An 18,678-nucleotide genomic window follows, 5' to 3' on the forward strand; every position below is an offset into this window, starting at 1 on the left:
ACCAAAAAGCGGGGAAGGCATTGCGCCTTCCCCGCTTTTTTCAGTTTCGTCTCTTTGTGTCTAATCGCTGAGCCCCGGCGCCTGGTATTCCGCGCTGGTCAGGCGCCAGACTGGGGTGGGAAAGACCAGCAGGCGATGTCCGGTTTCGCGCTTCCAGTGCAGCGTGACGTCTTGGTCGGTGAGGACCGCGCCGCCTGGCGCGCTGACGGCGTGTAAATGCCCCTTGGACGTCGCCGTATCGCCCTCGATTGTCACGATGGGGCTGAAGAATTGGACGTCCACGGGGCCCGCTTGTCCCACAACGCGTCGCAGGAAGAAGTTGAGCTGGTCCGTGTTCGAGACCGTTGCGTCGTGGTACTCGGCGGACACCACGGACATCACCTGGGAGACGCTGTGGCGTTCGGCTCCCTCAATGAGCGTCTGCGTTTGCGCGTCGATCATCTCATTGTCGCTGGGAGCGGGGCGGGAGGCGATGAGATAGACGCCGAGCACCGCCGTCAGCACGCCGGCGGCGGCGAGAAGTATTTTGGAGCGTTGTTGCAAGATGTCCCTCGTAAGGACATTCTACCCATTCGGGGCGGACCTGCTGTCTTTGCGCGTGCGCAGCCGCCAATCAAAGTTCAGCGGGCCGACGCCGTACGTCAGCGACAGGAACGGCACGTGGTAAACGCTGATGCGCGGCAGGCGCAGGGGATCGTCGCCGCGCCGCACGCGGCCAAACTCGGTGGTGACCGCCATGGCGTATCCGGCGGCCCGTGTCTCAGCGACGACTTCCTCGCTCAAATGGCCGTAGGGATAGCAGAGAACGTCCATCGGCAGCTGAAGCTCCTGCTCTAGCTGCTGCTTGCTGACGGTCAGCTCGCGGCGCAGTTGGTCCTGGCCGATTCGGTTCAAATGAGGGTGCGTCGCCGTGTGCGCCTGAAACGACACGCCGTCCCATGCCGCCATCTCGCGAATTTGATTCCAATCCAGGAGCGGGGTGGCGTCAAACCCTTCTTCGATCACCCATTCGTTTGTCTTGCCGATGCGCTCGGAGACCAGAAAGACGGTATATGGGAAATTCAAATCGCGAAGCAGTGGATGCGCGTTGGTCAGAAGGTTTTCGTACCCGTCGTCAAAGGTCAGAAGAACGGGCTTCGCGGGCAGAGTCGCGCCGCCGGCCATCGCTTCGGCGAGTATGGGGAAGGTGATCGGGGTGTAGCCGCCGCGTTTCAGCATTCGCATTTGTGCGGCGAATTCCGAGCGGGTGACATAGAAATGCTTGTACTGCGGCGCGCGCGGCGCGTCTTCCACCGCGTGATACATCAAAATTGGAACGGGCGACCAATCGGACATGATTACCGGGAACCTGGGAACTGAACGAGGGCGGTGTAGAGCTCTTCGAGGCGATCGACTTGCTGTTCGATGGAAAAGCACTCCCAGGCGATGTCATGCCCGCGCTGGCCGAGACGTGTTCGCAGCGCCGCCGCGTGAGGTCCGGAGATCAGACGCGTGATGGCTTCCGAGAGGGCGGTCATATCGCCGTGGGGGATCAGATATCCCGATTGATCGTCGCGCACGACTTCCGCGCAGCCGCCGATATTGCTGGCGATCACCGGCAGCCCCGTCGCCATCGCCTCGACCAGCGCTAAACCGAAGGATTCCGTCTTGGGCAGATGGACGAGCAGATCGAAGGCGGGCAGCAGCTCGGGTATATCCTCGCGCCGTCCCGCGATTGTGACCTTATCCGTCACGCCCGCCTCGGCGATCAATCCCTTCAGCCTTTGTTTATCTCCCGCATCTCCTTCCGGACCGACCAGCACCAGATGGAGCGAGGGGTGCTTTTTGAGCAGCGCCGGAAGCGCCGCGACCATCATCTCCTGTCCCTTGGCGTAAAGCCGCCCGACCATGCCGATCACCATCGCCTTGGACTCGATGCGCCATGTGAGGCGCGCGCCGGCGCGGCGCAGGCCATGCATCAGCGTATTGGGCGTGGTGAAGGCGCCCAGATCGATCCCGTTGTGGATGATCGGCACAAAGCTGTCGGGGAGATTGTGGAGCTGCAAAAGCCGCTGCTGCACGGCGGCGGAGACGGCGATCACCCGGCTTGCGGTTTTTTGGAAGAACCACCCGCTCAGCGCATGCGGCTCGCCCAGCGGCTTGTCGAGATGGGAATGGATCAGCAGGTGCGGCTTGCGTCCGCTGCGGGAGCCGCCGCGCACGAGGCCCGCCGCGAGCAGCGCCGGCACATAGTCGCGCCGTGAATGGACGTGGACGACATCGGGGCGCTCTCGTCGAATGATCGACGCCAGACGGACGATGGCGGCGGGATCGCCGCTGTTGCGGCTGACAAGCGGGTACGCCGGAATGCCGCATTCGCCGCACGTTTGCGAAAGAAACGTATTCGGCGCGCAGCAATACCCCACGGTCACGTCCCGGTCGCGCAGGCGCTCCGCCAGCCGAATGGAATGCCGTTCGATTCCGCCTTCGCCGCTGGACGTCGCGACGTACAGCACGCGCGGCGCAGCCGGGGGCTTTACGGTCTTACGGGATTGGCGCGAGGCGCGCTCATGCATGTCGCTGCTATTGACGGTCGGCATACCATTTTTTCATGAACGATTGGTATTCCTGGTCTTTCTCTTTGATCGTTCGCCACCACTCCTGGTGGCCCACGTACCACTGGACGGTATCACGCAGGCGCGATTCAAAATCCGTGTCGGGAGTATATCCGATCTTTCGCGATTTTGTGACATCCAGCGAGTAACGGCGGTCGTGGCCGGGGCGATCCTTCACATGGTGAATGAGCGTCTCCGGCTTGTTCAAATACTCCAGAAGCAAATGAACGACATCGATATTTTTGCGGTCGTTGTCTCCGCCGACGTTATAGGCTTCGCCCGGAACGCCGTGGTGCAGCGCCAGATCGATGCCCTGGCAGTGGTCGGTGACATACATCCAGTCGCGCATTTGGTGTCCGTCGCCGTACACGGGAACCGGGATATCGTCGATCAAATTCGTGATAAACAGCGGCAGCATCTTCTCGGGATACTGGTTCGGGCCGAAGGTATTCGACCCGCGCGTCACGATCGTCGGCAGGCCGTAGGTTTGATGGTAAGCGCGCACCATCATCTCAGCGCTCGCCTTGGACGCCGAGTAGGGCGAGTTCGGCTCCAGCGCGTCGCCCTCTTTAAAACTGCCCTCGTCGATCGTGCCGTAAACTTCGTCGGTGCTCACATGCAGGATGCGCTCCAGCTCATGTTTGCGCGCCGCTTCGAGCAGGACATAGGTCCCGTTGACATCCGTCTGAATGAACTGCCCCGGCGTCGCGATCGATCGATCGACATGCGTCTCCGCCGCGAAGTTCACAATCGCGTCGGCGTTCTGCGCGAGGTTGTTGACGATCGATTCGTCGCAGATATCGCCCTTGATGAAGGTAAAGTTCGGATTCTTCCAGACATCGGCAAGATTGGCGAGATTGCCGGCGTATGTCAGTGAATCGAGGGCGATCAGCCGATAAGCGGGATACCGCACCAGCATATAGCGCACGAAGTTCGAGCCGATAAAGCCCGCGGCGCCGGTGATAATAAGCGTTTGCATTGAAGAGTGTCGTCCCGCGCGGCCGCCGTCCGGCCTTGCTGTGAGAATGAGTTCTATTATAGCAGGACAGGAAGCGGGCGTCAACGACGGGGAAAGCTGGCCCTCACCCCCCGGCCCCCTCTCCCAAAATTGGGAGAGGGGGAGTCAGAGGGAGTTTTTCGATTTGGATCAAAGATCCAAAATCTTAACCCTCGCCCAGACCTTTGGGAGAGGGTGGCCCGAAGGGCCGGGTGAGGGCCTCTGTCTTACCTTCGCGAAGAAAGCACGTGGAGCGGCGCGGGGGCTTGGTCGAGCAGGCCGACGCGGCGGGCGCGCAGTCCGAACTCTTCCAGGGCGGCCAGATGGTCCTCGCCGAGATCGTAGTCCATAATCTCGGTCAGGTAGCGGAGGCAGAGGGATTTCGGGCAGTTCAAAACCTCGGCTTGCTCCTCAGCGATGAGATCGAGCTGCGTCAGCCCCCACGCCTTGGCCGTTTTGAGCGCCCGAATCAGATCCGGCGTAACGCGGTCCGGATCGCCGAGCCAGATGGCGAAGACGAAGGGGAGGCCGGTGAGCTTGCGCCACGCCTCGCCGAGGTCGAGCGTGAACAGGCCCTCATTGTTCGCCAGCATGCCTTTGTCGCCGATCAGCAGGGCGGCGTCGGCCACTTCCAGCATCGCGGGCAGATCCGGCGCGTGGTGCAGATACGATGGGTAAATGTGGTGCTGTTCGGCCAGCAGGATTTTGAGCAGAGCGACGGATGTGAGCGACGACGTGTCCAGCGCGACGGAGGTGGTCAGCTTCCAGGGCAGGCGCGAAAAGGCGCGGACGGCCAGGATCTCATCCTGACTGGAGATGGAAACGCCCGGCAAAATTCCGTATCCGGGCGTGCGGAAGTATTCGAAGGACGAGACGAGGGCGGCGGCGATTTCGCCGGACTTCAGCATCACGGCGAGCTGGGACGGAACCGCGTAAACGACTTCAATGCCCGAGGCGCGGCCTTCTTCGGTATGCGTAAACCATCGGGTCAGGGGTTTTTCGTTCAGGTAGGGAACACTGCCGATCACAACACTCATCGACGGACTCCTTGCCCGAGACGGCAGACGCCGTTTTCGTCACATGGGGGCGGCAGCCGCAGCACTCGGGAGATTTCGAGGCGATGGTTGGCGATCCATTGGTAAATCGCCGGCCCAACGCCATACAGCAGGGGAAACCGCATCACGAGACCCAGCCAGCGCAGGCCGCGCATCTCGCTGAAAATCGCCGCCCAGGCGAAGTAGCCCGTGCGCCATGTTCCATCGGGCATCTCCGCCTGCATCTGGCCGCGAATCTGGCTAGGCGTAAACCGCTCGCCAACGCGCTCGGCCCACCGCGGATCGTGTGCGTTCACGAAACGAACGCGATGGCGCGTATCAAAGCGCTGGAGACGGTTGGCGCCGGCGACGCACATCGGGCACTCGCCGTCGATATAAACGATGATCGCTTTCACCGCAGCCTGCTTCCCACCACGACGTCCGCCAGGGTCAGCACAAAGAGCGCCATGCTGATATAGCCGTTCAGGGTGAAGAAGGCGAGGTTCAGCTTGGAGAGGTCGTTCGGTTTGACCAGGGATTGCTCATACCACACAAGCGCCGCGACGAGCACAACGGCGAAGGCGTAGAGAACGCCCAGGTGCGCCGACACGCCCGCCATCGCGAGCAGGCCGATCATGATGACATGGGAGATGCGCGAAAGCAGCAGCGCCCGCGCGTTGCCGAGCCACGCCGGAACCGAGTAAAGACCGTTCGCCTTGTCAAACTCCGTGTCCTGAAGCGCGTAGATGATGTCGAAGCCAAACAGCCAGCAGACGACCGCGCCGCCGATCCAGAGCGCCGGCGCATCGATGCGTCCAAGGATTGCGATCCACGCGCCGACGGGGGCGATCGCCAGCGCGATCCCAAGCGCCAAATGCGAAAACGGCGTGAATCGTTTGGTGTAGGAATAGAAGAATACCACAAGCAGCGCAACCGGGGAAAGCGCCAGCGCCAGCGGATTGAGCATCGCCGACGCGAACACGAGCAGCGCGGAGGCGACGATCGTAAAGAACGTCACCTGCGGCACCGTCAGCTGCCCGGCCGGCAGCGCGCGCATTGCGGTGCGTGGGTTCGCGGCGTCAAACTTACGGTCCACGATCCGATTAAACGCCATCGCCGCCGAGCGCGCGCCGACCATCGCCAGCAAAATCCAGGGGAGCTTGGCGAAGAACAGCGGCCAGTGGCCGCGCCCGGCGATGACCGCCGCCATCAGCGCGAACGGGAGCATAAAGATCGTATGCTCGAACTTGATCATCTCCAGGATGATCTTCGTCTGCCGCAATCCCCGCACGATGGGGTTGGGCGAAAGCGATTGCGTTGCTGCGGGCCTCGGCGCCATAATAGTCTCCCTTGGAATTATTGTACCCAGGGAAGACAGACATTGCAACTTTTTTCACAAAGTAGGAACTCCCTTCGCGCATCTCCATTTCCCAGCAAGACGATTTTCGAGAAATCTTTCAATCAGGAATTGACTCATAGCTCGTTGCGCGGGTATAGTTAAGAACATGCTGAACTATTCTCCGAGCTTGGACGCCACGTTTCATTGCCTTTCCGATCCGACACGGCGCGCGATTGTCGAGCGGCTGGCGATGGGGAGCGCGTCGGTGAAGACGCTTGCCGCGCCATTTCCCATCTCTCTCCCCGCTGTCATGCTCCATTTGCAGGTTCTTGAGGCAGGCGGCCTCATTACGAGCAAGAAGGAGGGGCGAGTTCGAACCTGCGAACTCAATCGCGAGCCGATCCTTCAGGCGGAGGAATGGATGAGAAATCGAAAAGCAACTTGGACCGAACTATTCGATCGACTGGAAAATCTACTGGATGGAGATGACGAACGCCAATGAGCAATACACCGATACACGATACGTTCACCATTGAGCGACAGTTCAAGGCCGGGCGTAAACGCGCATTTGAGGCATGGTCCCAAATCGCAATGAAGGAGAAATGGTTCGTGGGACCGGCGGGGAAGTGGACGCTTCTCAGGCGGGAATTTGATTTCCGGATCGACGGCCGGGAAATCGCTCGGGGTGAGTTCAGCGACGGGAACACCTCACATTTCGATGCGGTTTACCTGGATATCGTCGATCAAGAGCGGATTGTCTATGCCTACCGGATGTATGTGAACGACGTGCTTCTTTCGGTATCTCTCGTGACGGTGGAGTTTGAGGATTGCGGCGCTGGCAGTAAAACCAAATTCACGGAGCAAGGCGTCTACTTCGCCACGCAAGAAGCCGCCGTCAGCCGCCGCCACGGTTCCGAGATGTTAATGGATAACGTGACGCGAGCCATTGAAGGAGAATAAAATGGAGCAAGCCGCTCACCTCGCTATCCAGGACGTCCACCAACTCAACGGGCGTCTTTTGCGAAACCTCGCCAAAATACCGGACGACCGCCTGAACTGGTCGCCCGCTCCAACCGCCCGAACACCGCTCCAACTTGTGGCGCATTGCGCCTTTTCGCTGGGGTTTATTCACACCATGCTGAATGGAACTCCTTATCCGGCGAAGACGACTGCCTTGGCGGACGCCGAGTTTCTCGAAATGGAGCGTGAAATTACCACCCGCGAACAGGCTCTTTCGCTGTGGGAAAACCGCTTCCATCAGTATCTGTCGTTTTTGATTTCGTTACAGCCCGATCAGATGGACACATTAGTGAGGCTTCCTTTTGCGATGGGAGAGCTGCCGATGCATTTTATGGCGGGCATCGGGGCGGTTCATACGCGGGAGCATGTGGCGCAGCTGGAACATTTGCAGACGATTTATGGAGATCGGGAATGGTGATCCGTGGGGCGCGAAACTGCAATTCGCAGCAAGCGCTCCACGGAGCAATTTCTTCCCAGTTTCTCTTGTGTCTGTCTCCCGAATGACGGCTGTCGTCGAGTTTCTAAGGGATCTGACCGGGCGCCCATAGCGCCTTCACGTCTTCGCCGCGCGCGTCGCGGGCTTTGAGATCGGTGAGGAACTCGACGAAGCCGAATTCGGGCTCCCAGCCCATCAATCGCTTTGCTTCGGACATGTCGTGCTGCTCCACGGAGGCGGGCAGAGTAAGCGCGTACTTTTCGATCAGCGCTTTGGATCCGGGGACGCGCGTCTCGCACCAATCCGGTCCAAGCGATGGGAAGTTCTGAACGACATCGGCGGGCATATGATGGTTTGTGTGGATGACCGTCTGGAACAGGCCGATCTTTTTGTCGATCACGGCGCGCAGGGCGGCGACGGTGGAAGCGGCGACATCCCGCCGGTCGACGCCGTTGCGCAGGAGCATGGCGCCGAAATCGAGATAGGGCTTCGGAACGAAGTCGTGATAGCGCAGCATGGCGACGGACGCGTCGGCCGATTCGTGGTACGAACGGCTAAGGTCTTCGCCGATGACCTTGGTGACACCGTAGATCCCGCCCCAGCCGTAGGCCATGGAGGACGCGAAGACAACGGCTTTGACGCCGAAAGCGCGGCAGGCTTCGAAGACGTTGAACGTGCCGTCTACGTTTACGGCGAAGATCGTGGCGTCGCTGACGGGCGGATTATGAGCGCAGTGCCATGCGGCCAGATGGATCACCGCATCGCAGCCCTCCACGGCGCGCAGCGCGTCGGTCGGGGTGCGCGTGTCGCACCGGACAAATTCCACGCCCGCAAGCTCGTCGCGCGAGGGTGGGGCGACGTCGGCGCGCCGGATGTCATAACCCTCCTGGCGCAGGAGAGCGCAAACCGCCTGCCCCGCGTTGCCGGCGGCGCCGGTGACCAATATCTTCATGAATGATTCCTTCTGTTGACAAAGAAATACGACCTGGAAATCGCATTCGATCAGGTCGCATCTCGCGGATACAATCGGGTAAGCCGATTGTTCATAATCGTACGTCCGATTGTATCCGATTGTACTTTCCATGTCAATAGATCTGGTTCAAAACTGGTTTATTATTTTTGAATACTTAAGAAAAATAAGAAAAACCAGAGTGAAAACCCTGGTTTGAAACTGGTCCTTCGATTGCGGATTGTACGGAATATATTGGGGTCAGATGGAGTAATCGTCCCAGAAAACTTGGACTCGCTTGGGTTTGACATGCACGGATTCGCCGACCTGCAAGTTCAGCTCTCGGTATTTTTCTCGCGTGATCTCTGCGGCGATCGTCTCGGCGCCGTCGCTGGGGTCCAGGCCGACTCGGACGATGGGGCCGACGGCGGTGATGTGTTTGACAACCGCTTCGATCGTCGCGGAGCCGTTGCGGTGCCGCTGAATCTCCAGCTCATGCGGGCGCGTGTATCCCACGACGTTGGCGTCTTTCACCGTGGCGTCGCCGGGAATGGCGACATTCATTGCGCCGACATGCGCTTCGCCGCCCGTGACGCGTCCGTGGAACAGGTTGACGCTCCCCAGGAAGTTGAAGACGAAGGGGTTCGCCGGCGTATCGTAGACTTCTTCAGGAGTGCCGATCTGTTCGATCTGGCCGTGGTTCATGACGACGATCCGGTCCGCCACTTCGAGCGCTTCTTCCTGATCGTGGGTGACGAAGATACTGGTGATGTGCAGTTCGTCGTGCAGGTGGCGCAGCCATTGGCGAAGCTCCTGCCGCACGCGGGCGTCGAGCGCGCCGAACGGCTCGTCGAGCAGCAGCATCTGCGGCTCCACGGCGAGGGCGCGGGCGAGGGCGACACGCTGGCGCTGGCCGCCGGAAAGCTGCGATGGGTGGCGCTGCGCGAGTCCTTCCAACTGGACCATTTGCAGCAGGTGCATGACGCGGTCGGTGATCTGCGCGTTAGTCGGGCGCTGGCTGCGCGGCTTGACGCGCAGACCGAAGGCGATGTTCTCGAAGACCGTCATGTGACGGAACAGCGCGTAATGCTGAAAGACAAAACCGACCTGACGTTTGCGGACGTGGCGTTCGGTGATATCTTCGCCGTTGAAGAGGATGTTGCCCGTATCCGCCGTTTCCAGGCCGGCGATAATGCGCAGCAGGGTCGTCTTACCCGATCCGGACGGTCCAAGGAGCGCGAGCAGCTCGCCCGAGTTGATCTCCAGGTTGACGTCTTTGAGAGCCTGAAATTTCCCAAATTGCTTACTGACATTCGTAACGGTGATGCTCATAACTTTATTCCTCGCCCACGCGGATCTGCCGCGCGGCGAACCACTCCACAATGTTCTTGGCCACCAGAGTCACCAGCGCGAGCATCGCCAGCAGCGACGCCAGGGCGAAGGCGCTGACGAACTGGTAGTCGTCGTAAAATACTTCCACCTGCAAGGGCATGGTGTTGGTCAGGCCGACGATCTTCCCGGACACAACCGACACGGCGCCGAACTCGCCCATGGCGCGCGCATTGCACAGAATGACGCCGTACAGCAGGCCCCACTTGATATTGGGCAGCGTCACGCGGCGGAAGGTCTGCCAGCCGCTCGCGCCCAACACCTGCGCCGCGATCTCCTCATCGCTCCCCTGCGCCTGCATCAGCGGAATGAGTTCACGGGCGACGAACGGGAAGGTGACAAACGCCGTCGCCAGCACGATGCCCGGTGTGGCGAAGATGATCTTGATATCGTGATCCATCAGCCACGATCCGAAAATGCCGCGCGAGCCAAATAAAAGAACGAAGATCAAACCTGAAATGACGGGAGACACCGCGAACGGCAGGTCGATCAGCGTGATCAGCAGGTTCTTGCCTTTGAAATCGAACTTCGCGATGGTCCACGCCGCCGCGATACCAAAGACGACATTCATCGGCACGACGATCGCCGCCGTCAGCAGCGTCAGCCGCACGGCCGCGAGGGCTTCGGGCTGCTTCAGCGCATCCGTGTAAGCCGCCCAGCCTTTGGCGAACGCTTCATGGAACACCACGATCAAGGGCAGAATCAAAAAGAGGCCCATCAGCGCGAGCATCAATGCGATCAAGACGATCCGCAGCCATAGGGGATCGTTGGCGACCTTCGAGCGCGGCGCGCCCGTCTGCGCGCGTTTCACTAAACCGGCGGTTTCCGCCATGGGTGTTTCCTTTCCGCCCCGGGTTAAACGGTGCCCTGTCGCTTCCGGCTCCAGGCCTGGAGGACATTGATCGCCAGCAGCAGCGCGAACGACGAGATCAGCATGACCAGCGCGATAGCCGTCGCTCCCGCATAGTTATACTCTTCCAATTTGGTGATGATCAGCAGCGGCAGGATCTCCGTCTTGTAGGGACGGTTGCCGGCGATAAACACGACCGATCCATATTCGCCCAGCGCCCGCGCGAACGCCAGCGTAAAGCCCGTCAGCATGACCGGCGCCAGGGGCGGCGCGAGAACGCGCAAAAAGGTCTGGAGGCGTGTCGCGCCGAGGCTCGCCGCCGCTTCCTCAAGCTCCGCCTCCATGTCCTCCAGAACCGGCTGCACCGTTCGGACGACAAAGGGCAGCCCGATAAAGATCAGCGCAACGGTGATGCCGATCGGAGTGAACGCGATCTTGAGGCCGTGGGGTTCGACAATCCGTCCGATCCAGCCGTTCTGCGAATAGACCGTCACCAGACAAATGCCGGCGACCGCCGTTGGCAGCGCGAACGGCAGATCGACCAGTCCGTCAATGAGACGCTTGCCGGGAAAGCGATAGCGCGCCAGCACCCACGCCACCAGTCCGCCGAAGAAGACATTGAATAGGGCGGCGCAGAATGACGCGCCGAAGGTGAGCTTGAACGCTTGCAGCACCCGATCATCGGTCACCGTGCTCCAGATCTTAGAGATCGGCATCGAGCTCGTTTTCCAGAACAGCATGGACAGCGGAATCAGGACGAGCAGACTCAAATAGAGCAGTGTAAAGCCCATGGTCAGCCCGAATCCCGGCAGCACGCGTCGCTGCTTTGCCGGTCGGATCGGTCTGGATTGGGTCGAGACAGTCATAACGGATGTCTTTCTTAAAATACTTTCCCTATAGAATACCTGATAAAGCAAGCCCGTCTGCAAGATGTCTTGCGGACGGGCTTGGAAGATTTTCGTATTCAGGGCGATTATTTGTGATAGATCTGATCGAAGACACCGCCGTCACTGAAATGCTTGGCCTGGATCGCCTGCCATCCGCCGAAGAGGGAATCCACAGTGAAGAGGTTCACCTTCGCGAATTGCCCGGCGTACTTACGCGCGATCGAGGGAACGCGCGGTCGGTAGTAGTGCCGCGCGGCGATCGCCTGGCCTTCGGGCGTATAGAGATAGTTCAAATACGTCGTGGCGAGGGTGCGCGTGTGATGCCGGTCGACATTCTTATCCACGACGGCCACCGGCGGCTCCGCGAGAATGCTCACGGAGGGAACCACGAGATCGTACTGTCCCTTGCCCAGATCCTTGGTGATGAGCAGCGCCTCGTTTTCCCAGGCGATCAGCACATCGCCGAGCCCGCGCTGGGTAAACGTGGTCGTCGCGCCCCGCGCTCCGGAGTCCAGAGCCACCACATTGTGATAGATCTTGGTGACCAGGCCGCGCGCCGTGGCGTCGTTACCGCCTTTTTGCTTGAGCGCATAGCCCCACGCCGCCAGGTAGTTCCAGCGCGCGCCGCCGCCGGTCTTCGGGTTCGGAGTGACGACGCCGACACCCGGCCGCGCCAGGTCGCTCCAATCCTTGATGTGCTTCGGGTTGCCATGGCGAACGACGAACACAATCGTGGACGTATAGGGCGAGCTGTTATACGGCAGCCGGCCTTGCCAGCCCGGGTTGATCAATCCAGACTTTTGGACGGCGTCGATATCATAGGCGAGCGCCAGTGTCACGACATCCGCTTCCAACCCTTCGCTGACGGCGCGGGACTGCGCGCCGGAACCGCCATGCGACTGATCGATATGGATATTCTGCCCTGTATGATCTTTCCAGTACTTTGCGAACGCGGTGTTGTAATCCTGATAAAGTTCACGCGTCGGATCGTAAGACACGTTCAGCAGCTTCTGCGCATGGACCGCAGTCGCGGGCGCAAGCGCGGCGGCGGCGGTGAGCAGCGCGCCGAACGCCTTTATGGTTTTATTGAGATGCATTGGATGGGGTCCTTGTGGAGATAAGCCCTATTCCCCCGGCGCTAAAGCGCTTCCCCCTTTTTCCCATCAAGCTGCTTCGCAGGGGAAAAGGGGAGCGACTCACTGAGTTCCATTCACTCGTCTCGTAAGCGTGAAGATCTTGTCTACAGAGTCGAAACATTCATCTCGGCTGCTTGTCGAGCGAGCAAGGACTGTAGTTATCAGCACCCCTTTTCCCCCGCGAAGCGGCTTGTTGGGAAAAAGGGGGAAGCGCTTTAGCGCCGGGGGAATAGGGACCTCCGGTCGCTAAAGCGCCAGGGATGGGGCGCCTCTTACTTCTTATAAATCTGATCGAACACGCCGCCGTCCGAGAAGTGGACTTTCTGAGCGTTGCGCCAGCCGCCGAACGTATTGTCCACGGTGATCAGGTTGAGCTTCGGGAAGTACTTGGCGTACTTGCGGGCGATCGAAGCGACGCGCGGGCGGTAGAAGTTCTGCGCGGCGATGGTCTGACCCTGGGGAGTGTACAGCCAGTTCAGGTAGGTGGTGGCGAGAACGGTCGTATTGTGGCGGGCGACGTTCTTATCGACAACCGCGACGGGGGGTTCGGCCAGGATGCTGATCGACGGGTACACGATATCGTACTTGCCGGGGCCAAGATCGCGGGTCGCCAGCAGGGCTTCGTTTTCCCAGGCGATCAGGACGTCGCCCAGGCCGCGCTCGGTGAACGAGGTCGTGGCGCCGCGGGCGCCGGTGTCCAGCGCGACGACATTCTTGTAAAGCTTGCCGACAAAGGCGCGGGCAGACGCGTCATTGCCGCCCTTTTGCTTGAGCGCGTAGCCGTAGGCCGCGAGGTAGTTCCAGCGCGCGCCGCCACTCGTCTTCGGGTTCGGGGTGATGACGCCGACACCGGGCCGCGCCAGGTCATTCCAGTCCTTGATGTGCTTCGGGTTACCATGGCGCACCAGGAAGACGATGGTGGAGGTGTAGGGCGAGCTGTTGTACGGCAGGCGGCTCTGCCAGCCGTGGTTGATCAAACCGGCGTCTTCAATGGCGTCGATATCGTAGCCCAGCGCCAGCGTTACGACGTCCGCGTCCAGGCCGTCGATGACCGCGCGGGCCTGCTTGCCGGAGCCGCCGTGCGACTGATCGACGTGCACGTTCTGATGCGTTTTGGAGAGCCAGTATTTGGCGAACGCCGTGTTGTAGCTCTGGTACAGCTCACGCGTCGGATCGTAAGAAACGTTCAGCAATTTCTGAGCGTGAGCGGAAAGGGGCAGCAGAGCCCCGGCAACGGCGGTGAACGCGCCCAATAAGCGCGCGGTGTCCTTCAGTTTCATTTTTTGTATCTTCCCCTTGATGCGTTTTTCACAACGATGCACGCTTCCTAATTAAGAAGCATGTTTATATTTACTATTATAATACTAGTGAATCATTTTGTCAACCGATCACAAAGAAATTATGAAGATTTCCGTGGATCAATAGTCAGCTTCCGCCATGGAAATATCTCTTCCCTGTCCGGCTGGGTATAATCGGCTCACATCCGTCTTCAGAAAAGAGATATTCCCGTGACCGACCTCGAAACCACCACCGACGTACGCTGGGACCTCAGCGATCTCTATGATTCCATCGACGATCCGCGTATCGAAGCGGTTTTTACGGCGTTGCAAACGCGGTCCGAGGCGTTTCAGGCGAAGTACAAAGGCAAGATCGACAGCGCCGACCTGACCGCCGCCACGCTGGGCGAAGCGCTGCGCGAGTACGAGGCCATCGATGTGGAGGCGACCAAGCCGGCGGCCTACGCCTCGCTGCTCTTCTCCACGGACACCTCCAACGCCGCTTACGGCGCTTTTATGCAGAAGATGCGGGAGAAGGGGACGGCGCTGTCGCTGCCGACGATGTTCTTCAGCCTGGAACTCGCCGCCGCGCCGGATGACGTGGTGACGCCCCTGCTGAGCACACCCGAAGTCTCGCCCTACAAGCACTTCGTGCTGGACACCCGCCTGCATCGCGAACATATGCTGAGCGAAACGGAAGAGCGGCTTCTGGAGGAGACGGCGAATACGGGCGCGCGCGCCTGGGACCGGCTTTTCGATGAGATTACCGCGAACGCCGTCTTCAAGCTGGACGGCGAGGAGATGACGCAGCCGCAGGTGCTCTCCAAGCTTTACGTCGCGGACCGAGAGACGCGCCGAAAAGCAGCCGCCGCGTTCACCGAAGGGCTTCAGGCGAACAGCCGCTCCACGGGCTTCATTTTCAACACGCTGATGCAGGATAAAAACGTGCGCGACCGGCTGCGCAAGTATACATACCCCGAACAGTCGCGGCATCTGGCGAACGAGCTGTCCAAAGAGACCGTCGATCTTGTGGTCGACACTGTTTATCGTAACTATCCAGTCGTCGCCCGCTACTACCACGTCAAGCGCGAGATCCTCGGTCTGGATACGCTGACCCACTACGACCGCTATGCGCCGCTCTTCCAGGCCGACGAGACACTGTCGTTTGAAGAAGCGCATCGTCTGATCCTCGACGCGTTTGGAGAGTTTTCGCCCATCATGCGCGAGCGCGCCGCCGAGTTCTTCGACAAGAACTGGATCGACGCCGCGCCGGCGAAGGGAAAGCAGGGCGGCGCCTACTGTTCGTCCGTCACCCCCGACCTGCATCCCTACGTGTTCATGAACTACCTGGGCAAGATGAAGGACGTGATGACCCTCGCCCACGAGCTGGGGCACGGCGTGCACGGCTCCCTGGCGCGCGCGCAGACCTTGCTGAACTTCTACGGCACGCTGCCGCTCGCGGAGCTCGCCAGCACCTTCGGTGAAATGCTCGTGTTCGACAAAGTCGTAGCCCAGGCGTCGATCAAGGACAAGCTGGCGCTCTACGCCGAAAAGATCGAAGGCACATTCGCCACGATCCCACGCCAAACAGCGATGTACCGTTTCGAAAAGGCGATCCACAATCATCGCCGCACGCAGGGTGAACTGACGCTGGAGGACTTCGGCAACTACTGGCACACCGAGATCCAGGCTATGTTCGGCGACTCCATCACGATGGGCGACGAGCACCGCCTCTGGTGGTCCTACATCGGCCACTTCACCGGCTCCCCATTCTACGTCTACGCCTACTCCTTCGGCGAACTGCTGGCGCTCGCTCTCTACCGCAAGTCCCAGACCGAAGGCGCCGCCTTCGCCGCCAAATACCTGGACATGCTGAGCGCCGGCGGCAGCCTGACCCCGCAGGACCTGGTCGCCAAAGTCGGAGTCAACCTCGACGATCCCGATTTCTGGCAAGGCGGCTTCGAGGTGCTAGGCGGCATGGTCGCCCGGTTCGAGGAGCTTTGGGCGGAGTATCAGGCGGCGTAGTGGCGAGGGATTATTCTTCGTTTGGCCTCATCGCTTCTTACGATGAGGCCACTTGTTAGTGAGTGATTTGTGGAGATCTTGGGTGGAAGATACGTCCGTCGAGGCTTGGTCTTTTGCCCACACTGTGGTTGTCGGATGACGCCTGCTGCCCATCCTGGTCGGACCAGCACAGTATCTTACTATGAGTGCATTCGCTCATTTATGATGCAGACAGTTGGGTGCCCAGTTCGCAGGGTAAATGCCTCGACACTTCACGACGCTATATTAGGCGAGATCAGCCGAGCGGCGGAACAGGCGGTCTGGATGAGCGACCTCATTGCGAATGCGATTACCAGGCTGCCCAAATCAGACAATCTCGCCGACGATTTAGCAGCGATCAATAAGCGACTTGCAGAACTTGATAAGCAACTGGAAAATCTTACGGAGGCAGTAGCCCTGGGTGGCGGACAACTACGGCCCTTGCTACAAAAAATGGAGTCCTTAGAGGCGACTCGCCTTCCGCTTGAGATGAAGCAACGGGAACTGGAACAGTCGATTGAAGTCGCGCGACGTCAGCAGCCGGATGCAGAGCGTATCTGTAAAGAGTGGTCTCGTTTTACCACGCTATGGGAAGCGGCGACGGAAGATGAGAGGGAAGAGTTGATGCAGGCGTTGGTTGTTCGTGTGGAAATGCACGAAAAAGAATAAGGAACCTGCGAAGTGGCAATTTTGCCGCAGGTTCCTTATTCTAGGTTGGAACTAACTTCCAAGATGGGAGCGGGGGTTGGACTTGAACCAACGACCTTCGGGTTATGAGCCCGACGAGCTACCGGACTGCTCCACCCCGCGTCATTTGCGTTTACGATTAGGAGTATACCCGGCCCCTGGATGGATGTCAAGGGGCCGGAGCGTTTATTCGCAATGGGCGTCGATAAATATTATCGATTGATTGTAACTGCGGTTTGATGGAGGTCGCCGCCGGCGCTGTAGACTACCGAAATCGTGAAGGAGTCGGAGTCGCCGATGACTTTGAGCGCCTGGTCGAAGTCGACTTTGTTCTTGACCGTGGTTTTGCCGACGCGCTGGATGACGGTGCCGACGAGCGGCATGCCGGCCGACAGGGAGGCGGCTTCCGCCGGGCTGTTTGTCTCGACGGCGACAACCGTGACGCCTTGCGTGGTCGCGGGGAGAGACATCTCCTGGCGGTCGTGCGGGGTGATGTCGCGGATGCTCAGGCCGAGCTTGGAGGTCGCCGGGTTGGTGACGTCGGAAGCGCTGGGCACTTCGCCGGGAACGGGCGGCGCGGGGATCAGGGTGACGTTGGTGACGAGCGGGACGCCGCCGCGCACATACGCCACTTTGATCGACTTGCCGGGCTCGGTGTCGGCGATCGCCTGCCGGAGGCTGACCTCGCCGGTGACGGGCTCGCCGTTGAAGTAGGTGATGATGTCCGAGGCTTCAATGCCGGCTTTGCCGGCGGGACTGTCCACACGGACATCGCGGACAAAGGCGCCGGCCGCCTGGCTGAACTCCTGCTGAAGGGCAGGGGTCAGGTCATCCGGGGCGATGCCGAGGTAACCGCGTGTTACCTTCCCTTTGGTGATCAGCGAGTTCATAATCGACTGCGCGGTGGCGCTGGGGATGGCGAACCCGACGCCGGAGCTGGCTTCGACCGGGGATTCGATTGCGACGTTGATGCCGATAACATTGCCGTCAATGTTGAAGAGGGGACCGCCGGAGTTGCCGGGATTGATCGCCGCGTCCGTTTGGATCAGGTCGGGATAGTACCGGCCGGAGCCGGCGGTTTCTCCCGGGATGCGCTGGTGGCGGCCCAGGGCGCTGATGACGCCGACCGTCATCGTATTTTCCAGATTGAATGGGCTGCCGACGGCGATGGCCCACTGGCCGGGCTGGACCTGCCCCGAGTCCGCGAACTGGGCGGCGGGCAGCTTGGCGTTGCCGGGATCGATTTTCACGACGGCGAGGTCGCTGCGGTAGTCGGGATAGACCTTCCCCTTGAACTGGCGGCCATCGGAGAGGGTGACCGTCACCATGCCGTTGGCGGCGCCGTCGACGACGTGGTCGTTGGTCAGGATATAGCCGTCGGGGCGTACGATCACGCCGGATCCCGTCGCCTCAAAGCGCCGCTGCGTGCGCGGCGTCAAAGGATGAGAGTTCGGGGGCGCGCCCGGGGTTCCCGTGGACGGCGGAGCCGCCGGGCCTTTGGACGGCGTCTGGGGCTTCGGCTTCTTGGGCGTCTCCGGCGCGCCGGATTTCGGCGCGCTCTTGTCGGTCGGCGGCGCGGGCGCGCCGGGCTTCACGGGAGCGTCCGGCGTGGTCGGAGTATCGGGGGTATCGGGACCGTCTCCAGGCGATTGATCCGGCGACATGCCGAAATCCGTCGCGTCCACGCTGCGGAAGCGCTCCACTTTGATATTGACGACGCTCGGTTCGACTGTTTTCGCAATCTTCGTGAAGGCGTCCTGCATATCGAGCAGCAGCGACTTTTGCTCCGGCGACGTGGGTGGGGGCGGGATCGTCCCCGCCGGCTTCGCCGGAGCGGCGAGCAGAGGACCGGCGGGGGCGGACAGTGTCAACATCAGGGCGCTCGCTGCGAGCATATTCCCCCGGCGTCGTGGGCGGCTGACGAAAATCATTCACATCTCCTTGATGCAATCATTGCGGACGGATGCTGAATCGGAATTATACCCGTCTTGCGCAAAGTGCGACTCTCATACAATAGAAAAAGCCCCAGCGCGTCATTGC

The 18,678-nt window shown here is 60.4% G+C and carries 19 protein-coding genes, 1 tRNA gene and 1 pseudogene; 6 read left to right on the forward strand and 15 right to left on the reverse strand.

The genetic code is table 11. The features are described 5' to 3' along the window. Window positions 1-60: 60 nt before the first annotated feature. The 7 genes from D5261_RS21240 to D5261_RS21270 form a co-directional block, all read right to left on the reverse strand. Entirely contained in the window at window positions 61-543 is a 483-nt protein-coding gene (locus tag D5261_RS21240) for a hypothetical protein (RefSeq protein ID WP_119322157.1), read from the reverse strand. Between the two features lie 21 nt (window positions 544-564). Beyond that, window positions 565-1,335: a polysaccharide deacetylase family protein gene (locus D5261_RS21245; protein ID WP_119322156.1), complete on the reverse strand. Its 771-nt coding sequence runs from the start codon at window positions 1,333-1,335 to the stop codon at window positions 565-567. 2 nt (window positions 1,336-1,337) lie between these two features. Continuing rightward, complete coding sequence (locus D5261_RS21250) at window positions 1,338-2,579, reverse strand: glycosyltransferase family 4 protein (RefSeq protein ID WP_119322155.1); 1,242 nt, start codon at window positions 2,577-2,579, stop codon at window positions 1,338-1,340. Continuing rightward, window positions 2,563-3,573, reverse strand: a complete 1,011-nt coding sequence (gene rfbB, locus D5261_RS21255) for a dTDP-glucose 4,6-dehydratase (RefSeq protein ID WP_119322154.1) — start codon at window positions 3,571-3,573, stop codon at window positions 2,563-2,565. The genes D5261_RS21250 and rfbB overlap by 17 nt, the downstream gene beginning before the upstream one ends. Before the next feature lie 245 nt (window positions 3,574-3,818). Next, the gene (locus D5261_RS21260) at window positions 3,819-4,628 is read right to left on the reverse strand and encodes a menaquinone biosynthetic enzyme MqnA/MqnD family protein (RefSeq protein ID WP_119322153.1); all 810 of its coding nucleotides are present in this window, start codon (window positions 4,626-4,628) and stop codon (window positions 3,819-3,821) included. Further along, window positions 4,625-5,041, reverse strand: coding sequence for a thiol-disulfide oxidoreductase DCC family protein (locus D5261_RS21265; protein WP_119322152.1), 417 nt, complete (start codon window positions 5,039-5,041; stop codon window positions 4,625-4,627). Before D5261_RS21265 ends, D5261_RS21260 begins: the two co-directional genes overlap by 4 nt. Continuing rightward, the gene (locus D5261_RS21270; protein WP_119322151.1) at window positions 5,038-5,964 is read right to left on the reverse strand and encodes a UbiA-like polyprenyltransferase; all 927 of its coding nucleotides are present in this window, start codon (window positions 5,962-5,964) and stop codon (window positions 5,038-5,040) included. The genes D5261_RS21265 and D5261_RS21270 overlap by 4 nt, the downstream gene beginning before the upstream one ends. A 166-nt stretch (window positions 5,965-6,130) precedes the next feature. Here D5261_RS21270 and D5261_RS21275 point away from each other — a divergent pair, with 166 nt between their 5' ends. Genes D5261_RS21275 through D5261_RS21285 form a run of 3 tightly spaced genes read left to right on the forward strand, consistent with a single transcriptional unit; the run spans window position 6,131 to window position 7,402 of the window. Then, entirely contained in the window at window positions 6,131-6,466 is a 336-nt protein-coding gene (locus tag D5261_RS21275; RefSeq protein WP_119322150.1) for an ArsR/SmtB family transcription factor, read from the forward strand. Next, window positions 6,463-6,924 (forward strand): SRPBCC domain-containing protein, encoded by a 462-nt coding sequence (locus D5261_RS21280; RefSeq protein ID WP_119322149.1) that lies wholly within the window; start codon window positions 6,463-6,465, stop codon window positions 6,922-6,924. Before D5261_RS21275 ends, D5261_RS21280 begins: the two co-directional genes overlap by 4 nt. A gap of 1 nt (window position 6,925) precedes the next feature. Then, window positions 6,926-7,402, forward strand: coding sequence for a DinB family protein (locus D5261_RS21285; protein WP_119322148.1), 477 nt, complete (start codon window positions 6,926-6,928; stop codon window positions 7,400-7,402). Between the two features lie 103 nt (window positions 7,403-7,505). Here the strand turns inward: D5261_RS21285 and D5261_RS21290 are convergent, their stop codons facing one another. The 6 genes from D5261_RS21290 to D5261_RS21315 form a co-directional block, all read right to left on the reverse strand. After that, the gene (locus D5261_RS21290) at window positions 7,506-8,372 is read right to left on the reverse strand and encodes an NAD-dependent epimerase/dehydratase family protein (RefSeq protein WP_165864292.1); all 867 of its coding nucleotides are present in this window, start codon (window positions 8,370-8,372) and stop codon (window positions 7,506-7,508) included. A 258-nt stretch (window positions 8,373-8,630) separates the two neighbouring features. Further along, window positions 8,631-9,701: a sulfate/molybdate ABC transporter ATP-binding protein gene (locus tag D5261_RS21295; RefSeq protein WP_119322147.1), complete on the reverse strand. Its 1,071-nt coding sequence runs from the start codon at window positions 9,699-9,701 to the stop codon at window positions 8,631-8,633. Window positions 9,702-9,705: 4 nt separating this feature from the next. Continuing rightward, window positions 9,706-10,590, reverse strand: a complete 885-nt coding sequence (cysW, locus tag D5261_RS21300; protein WP_119322146.1) for a sulfate ABC transporter permease subunit CysW — start codon at window positions 10,588-10,590, stop codon at window positions 9,706-9,708. A gap of 23 nt (window positions 10,591-10,613) precedes the next feature. Further along, window positions 10,614-11,474 carry a sulfate ABC transporter permease subunit CysT gene (cysT, locus tag D5261_RS21305; protein ID WP_119322145.1) on the reverse strand — a complete coding sequence of 287 codons (861 nt, stop codon included), beginning with the start codon at window positions 11,472-11,474 and terminating at the stop codon, window positions 10,614-10,616. Window positions 11,475-11,581: 107 nt separating this feature from the next. Further along, window positions 11,582-12,592, reverse strand: a complete 1,011-nt coding sequence (locus tag D5261_RS21310) for a sulfate ABC transporter substrate-binding protein (RefSeq protein WP_119322144.1) — start codon at window positions 12,590-12,592, stop codon at window positions 11,582-11,584. Window positions 12,593-12,903: 311 nt separating this feature from the next. Continuing rightward, on the reverse strand, window positions 12,904-13,911 hold the full coding sequence (locus D5261_RS21315; protein ID WP_119322143.1) for a sulfate ABC transporter substrate-binding protein: 1,008 nt from the start codon (window positions 13,909-13,911) through the stop codon (window positions 12,904-12,906). A 228-nt stretch (window positions 13,912-14,139) separates the two neighbouring features. Here D5261_RS21315 and D5261_RS21320 point away from each other — a divergent pair, with 228 nt between their 5' ends. From D5261_RS21320 to D5261_RS21325, 3 genes and pseudogenes are all read left to right on the forward strand, one after another. Continuing rightward, window positions 14,140-15,933, forward strand: a complete 1,794-nt coding sequence (locus D5261_RS21320) for a M3 family oligoendopeptidase (RefSeq protein ID WP_165864291.1) — start codon at window positions 14,140-14,142, stop codon at window positions 15,931-15,933. A 69-nt stretch (window positions 15,934-16,002) separates the two neighbouring features. Next, a pseudogene (locus tag D5261_RS33515) lies at window positions 16,003-16,197 on the forward strand (recombinase zinc ribbon domain-containing protein); the annotation flags it as partial. A gap of 39 nt (window positions 16,198-16,236) precedes the next feature. After that, window positions 16,237-16,620: a hypothetical protein gene (locus D5261_RS21325; protein WP_245992573.1), complete on the forward strand. Its 384-nt coding sequence runs from the start codon at window positions 16,237-16,239 to the stop codon at window positions 16,618-16,620. A 64-nt stretch (window positions 16,621-16,684) separates the two neighbouring features. Here D5261_RS21325 and D5261_RS21330 read toward each other — a convergent pair. Together D5261_RS21330 and D5261_RS21335 are read right to left on the reverse strand one after the other, a co-directional pair. Continuing rightward, window positions 16,685-16,761 (reverse strand) — tRNA-Met (locus tag D5261_RS21330). Between the two features lie 89 nt (window positions 16,762-16,850). Next, window positions 16,851-18,569 (reverse strand): trypsin-like peptidase domain-containing protein, encoded by a 1,719-nt coding sequence (locus D5261_RS21335; protein ID WP_119322140.1) that lies wholly within the window; start codon window positions 18,567-18,569, stop codon window positions 16,851-16,853. Window positions 18,570-18,678: the final 109 nt, after the last annotated feature.

This window comes from Capsulimonas corticalis (genome assembly GCF_003574315.2).
Classification (GTDB): Bacteria; Armatimonadota; Armatimonadia; order Armatimonadales; family Capsulimonadaceae; genus Capsulimonas; species Capsulimonas corticalis.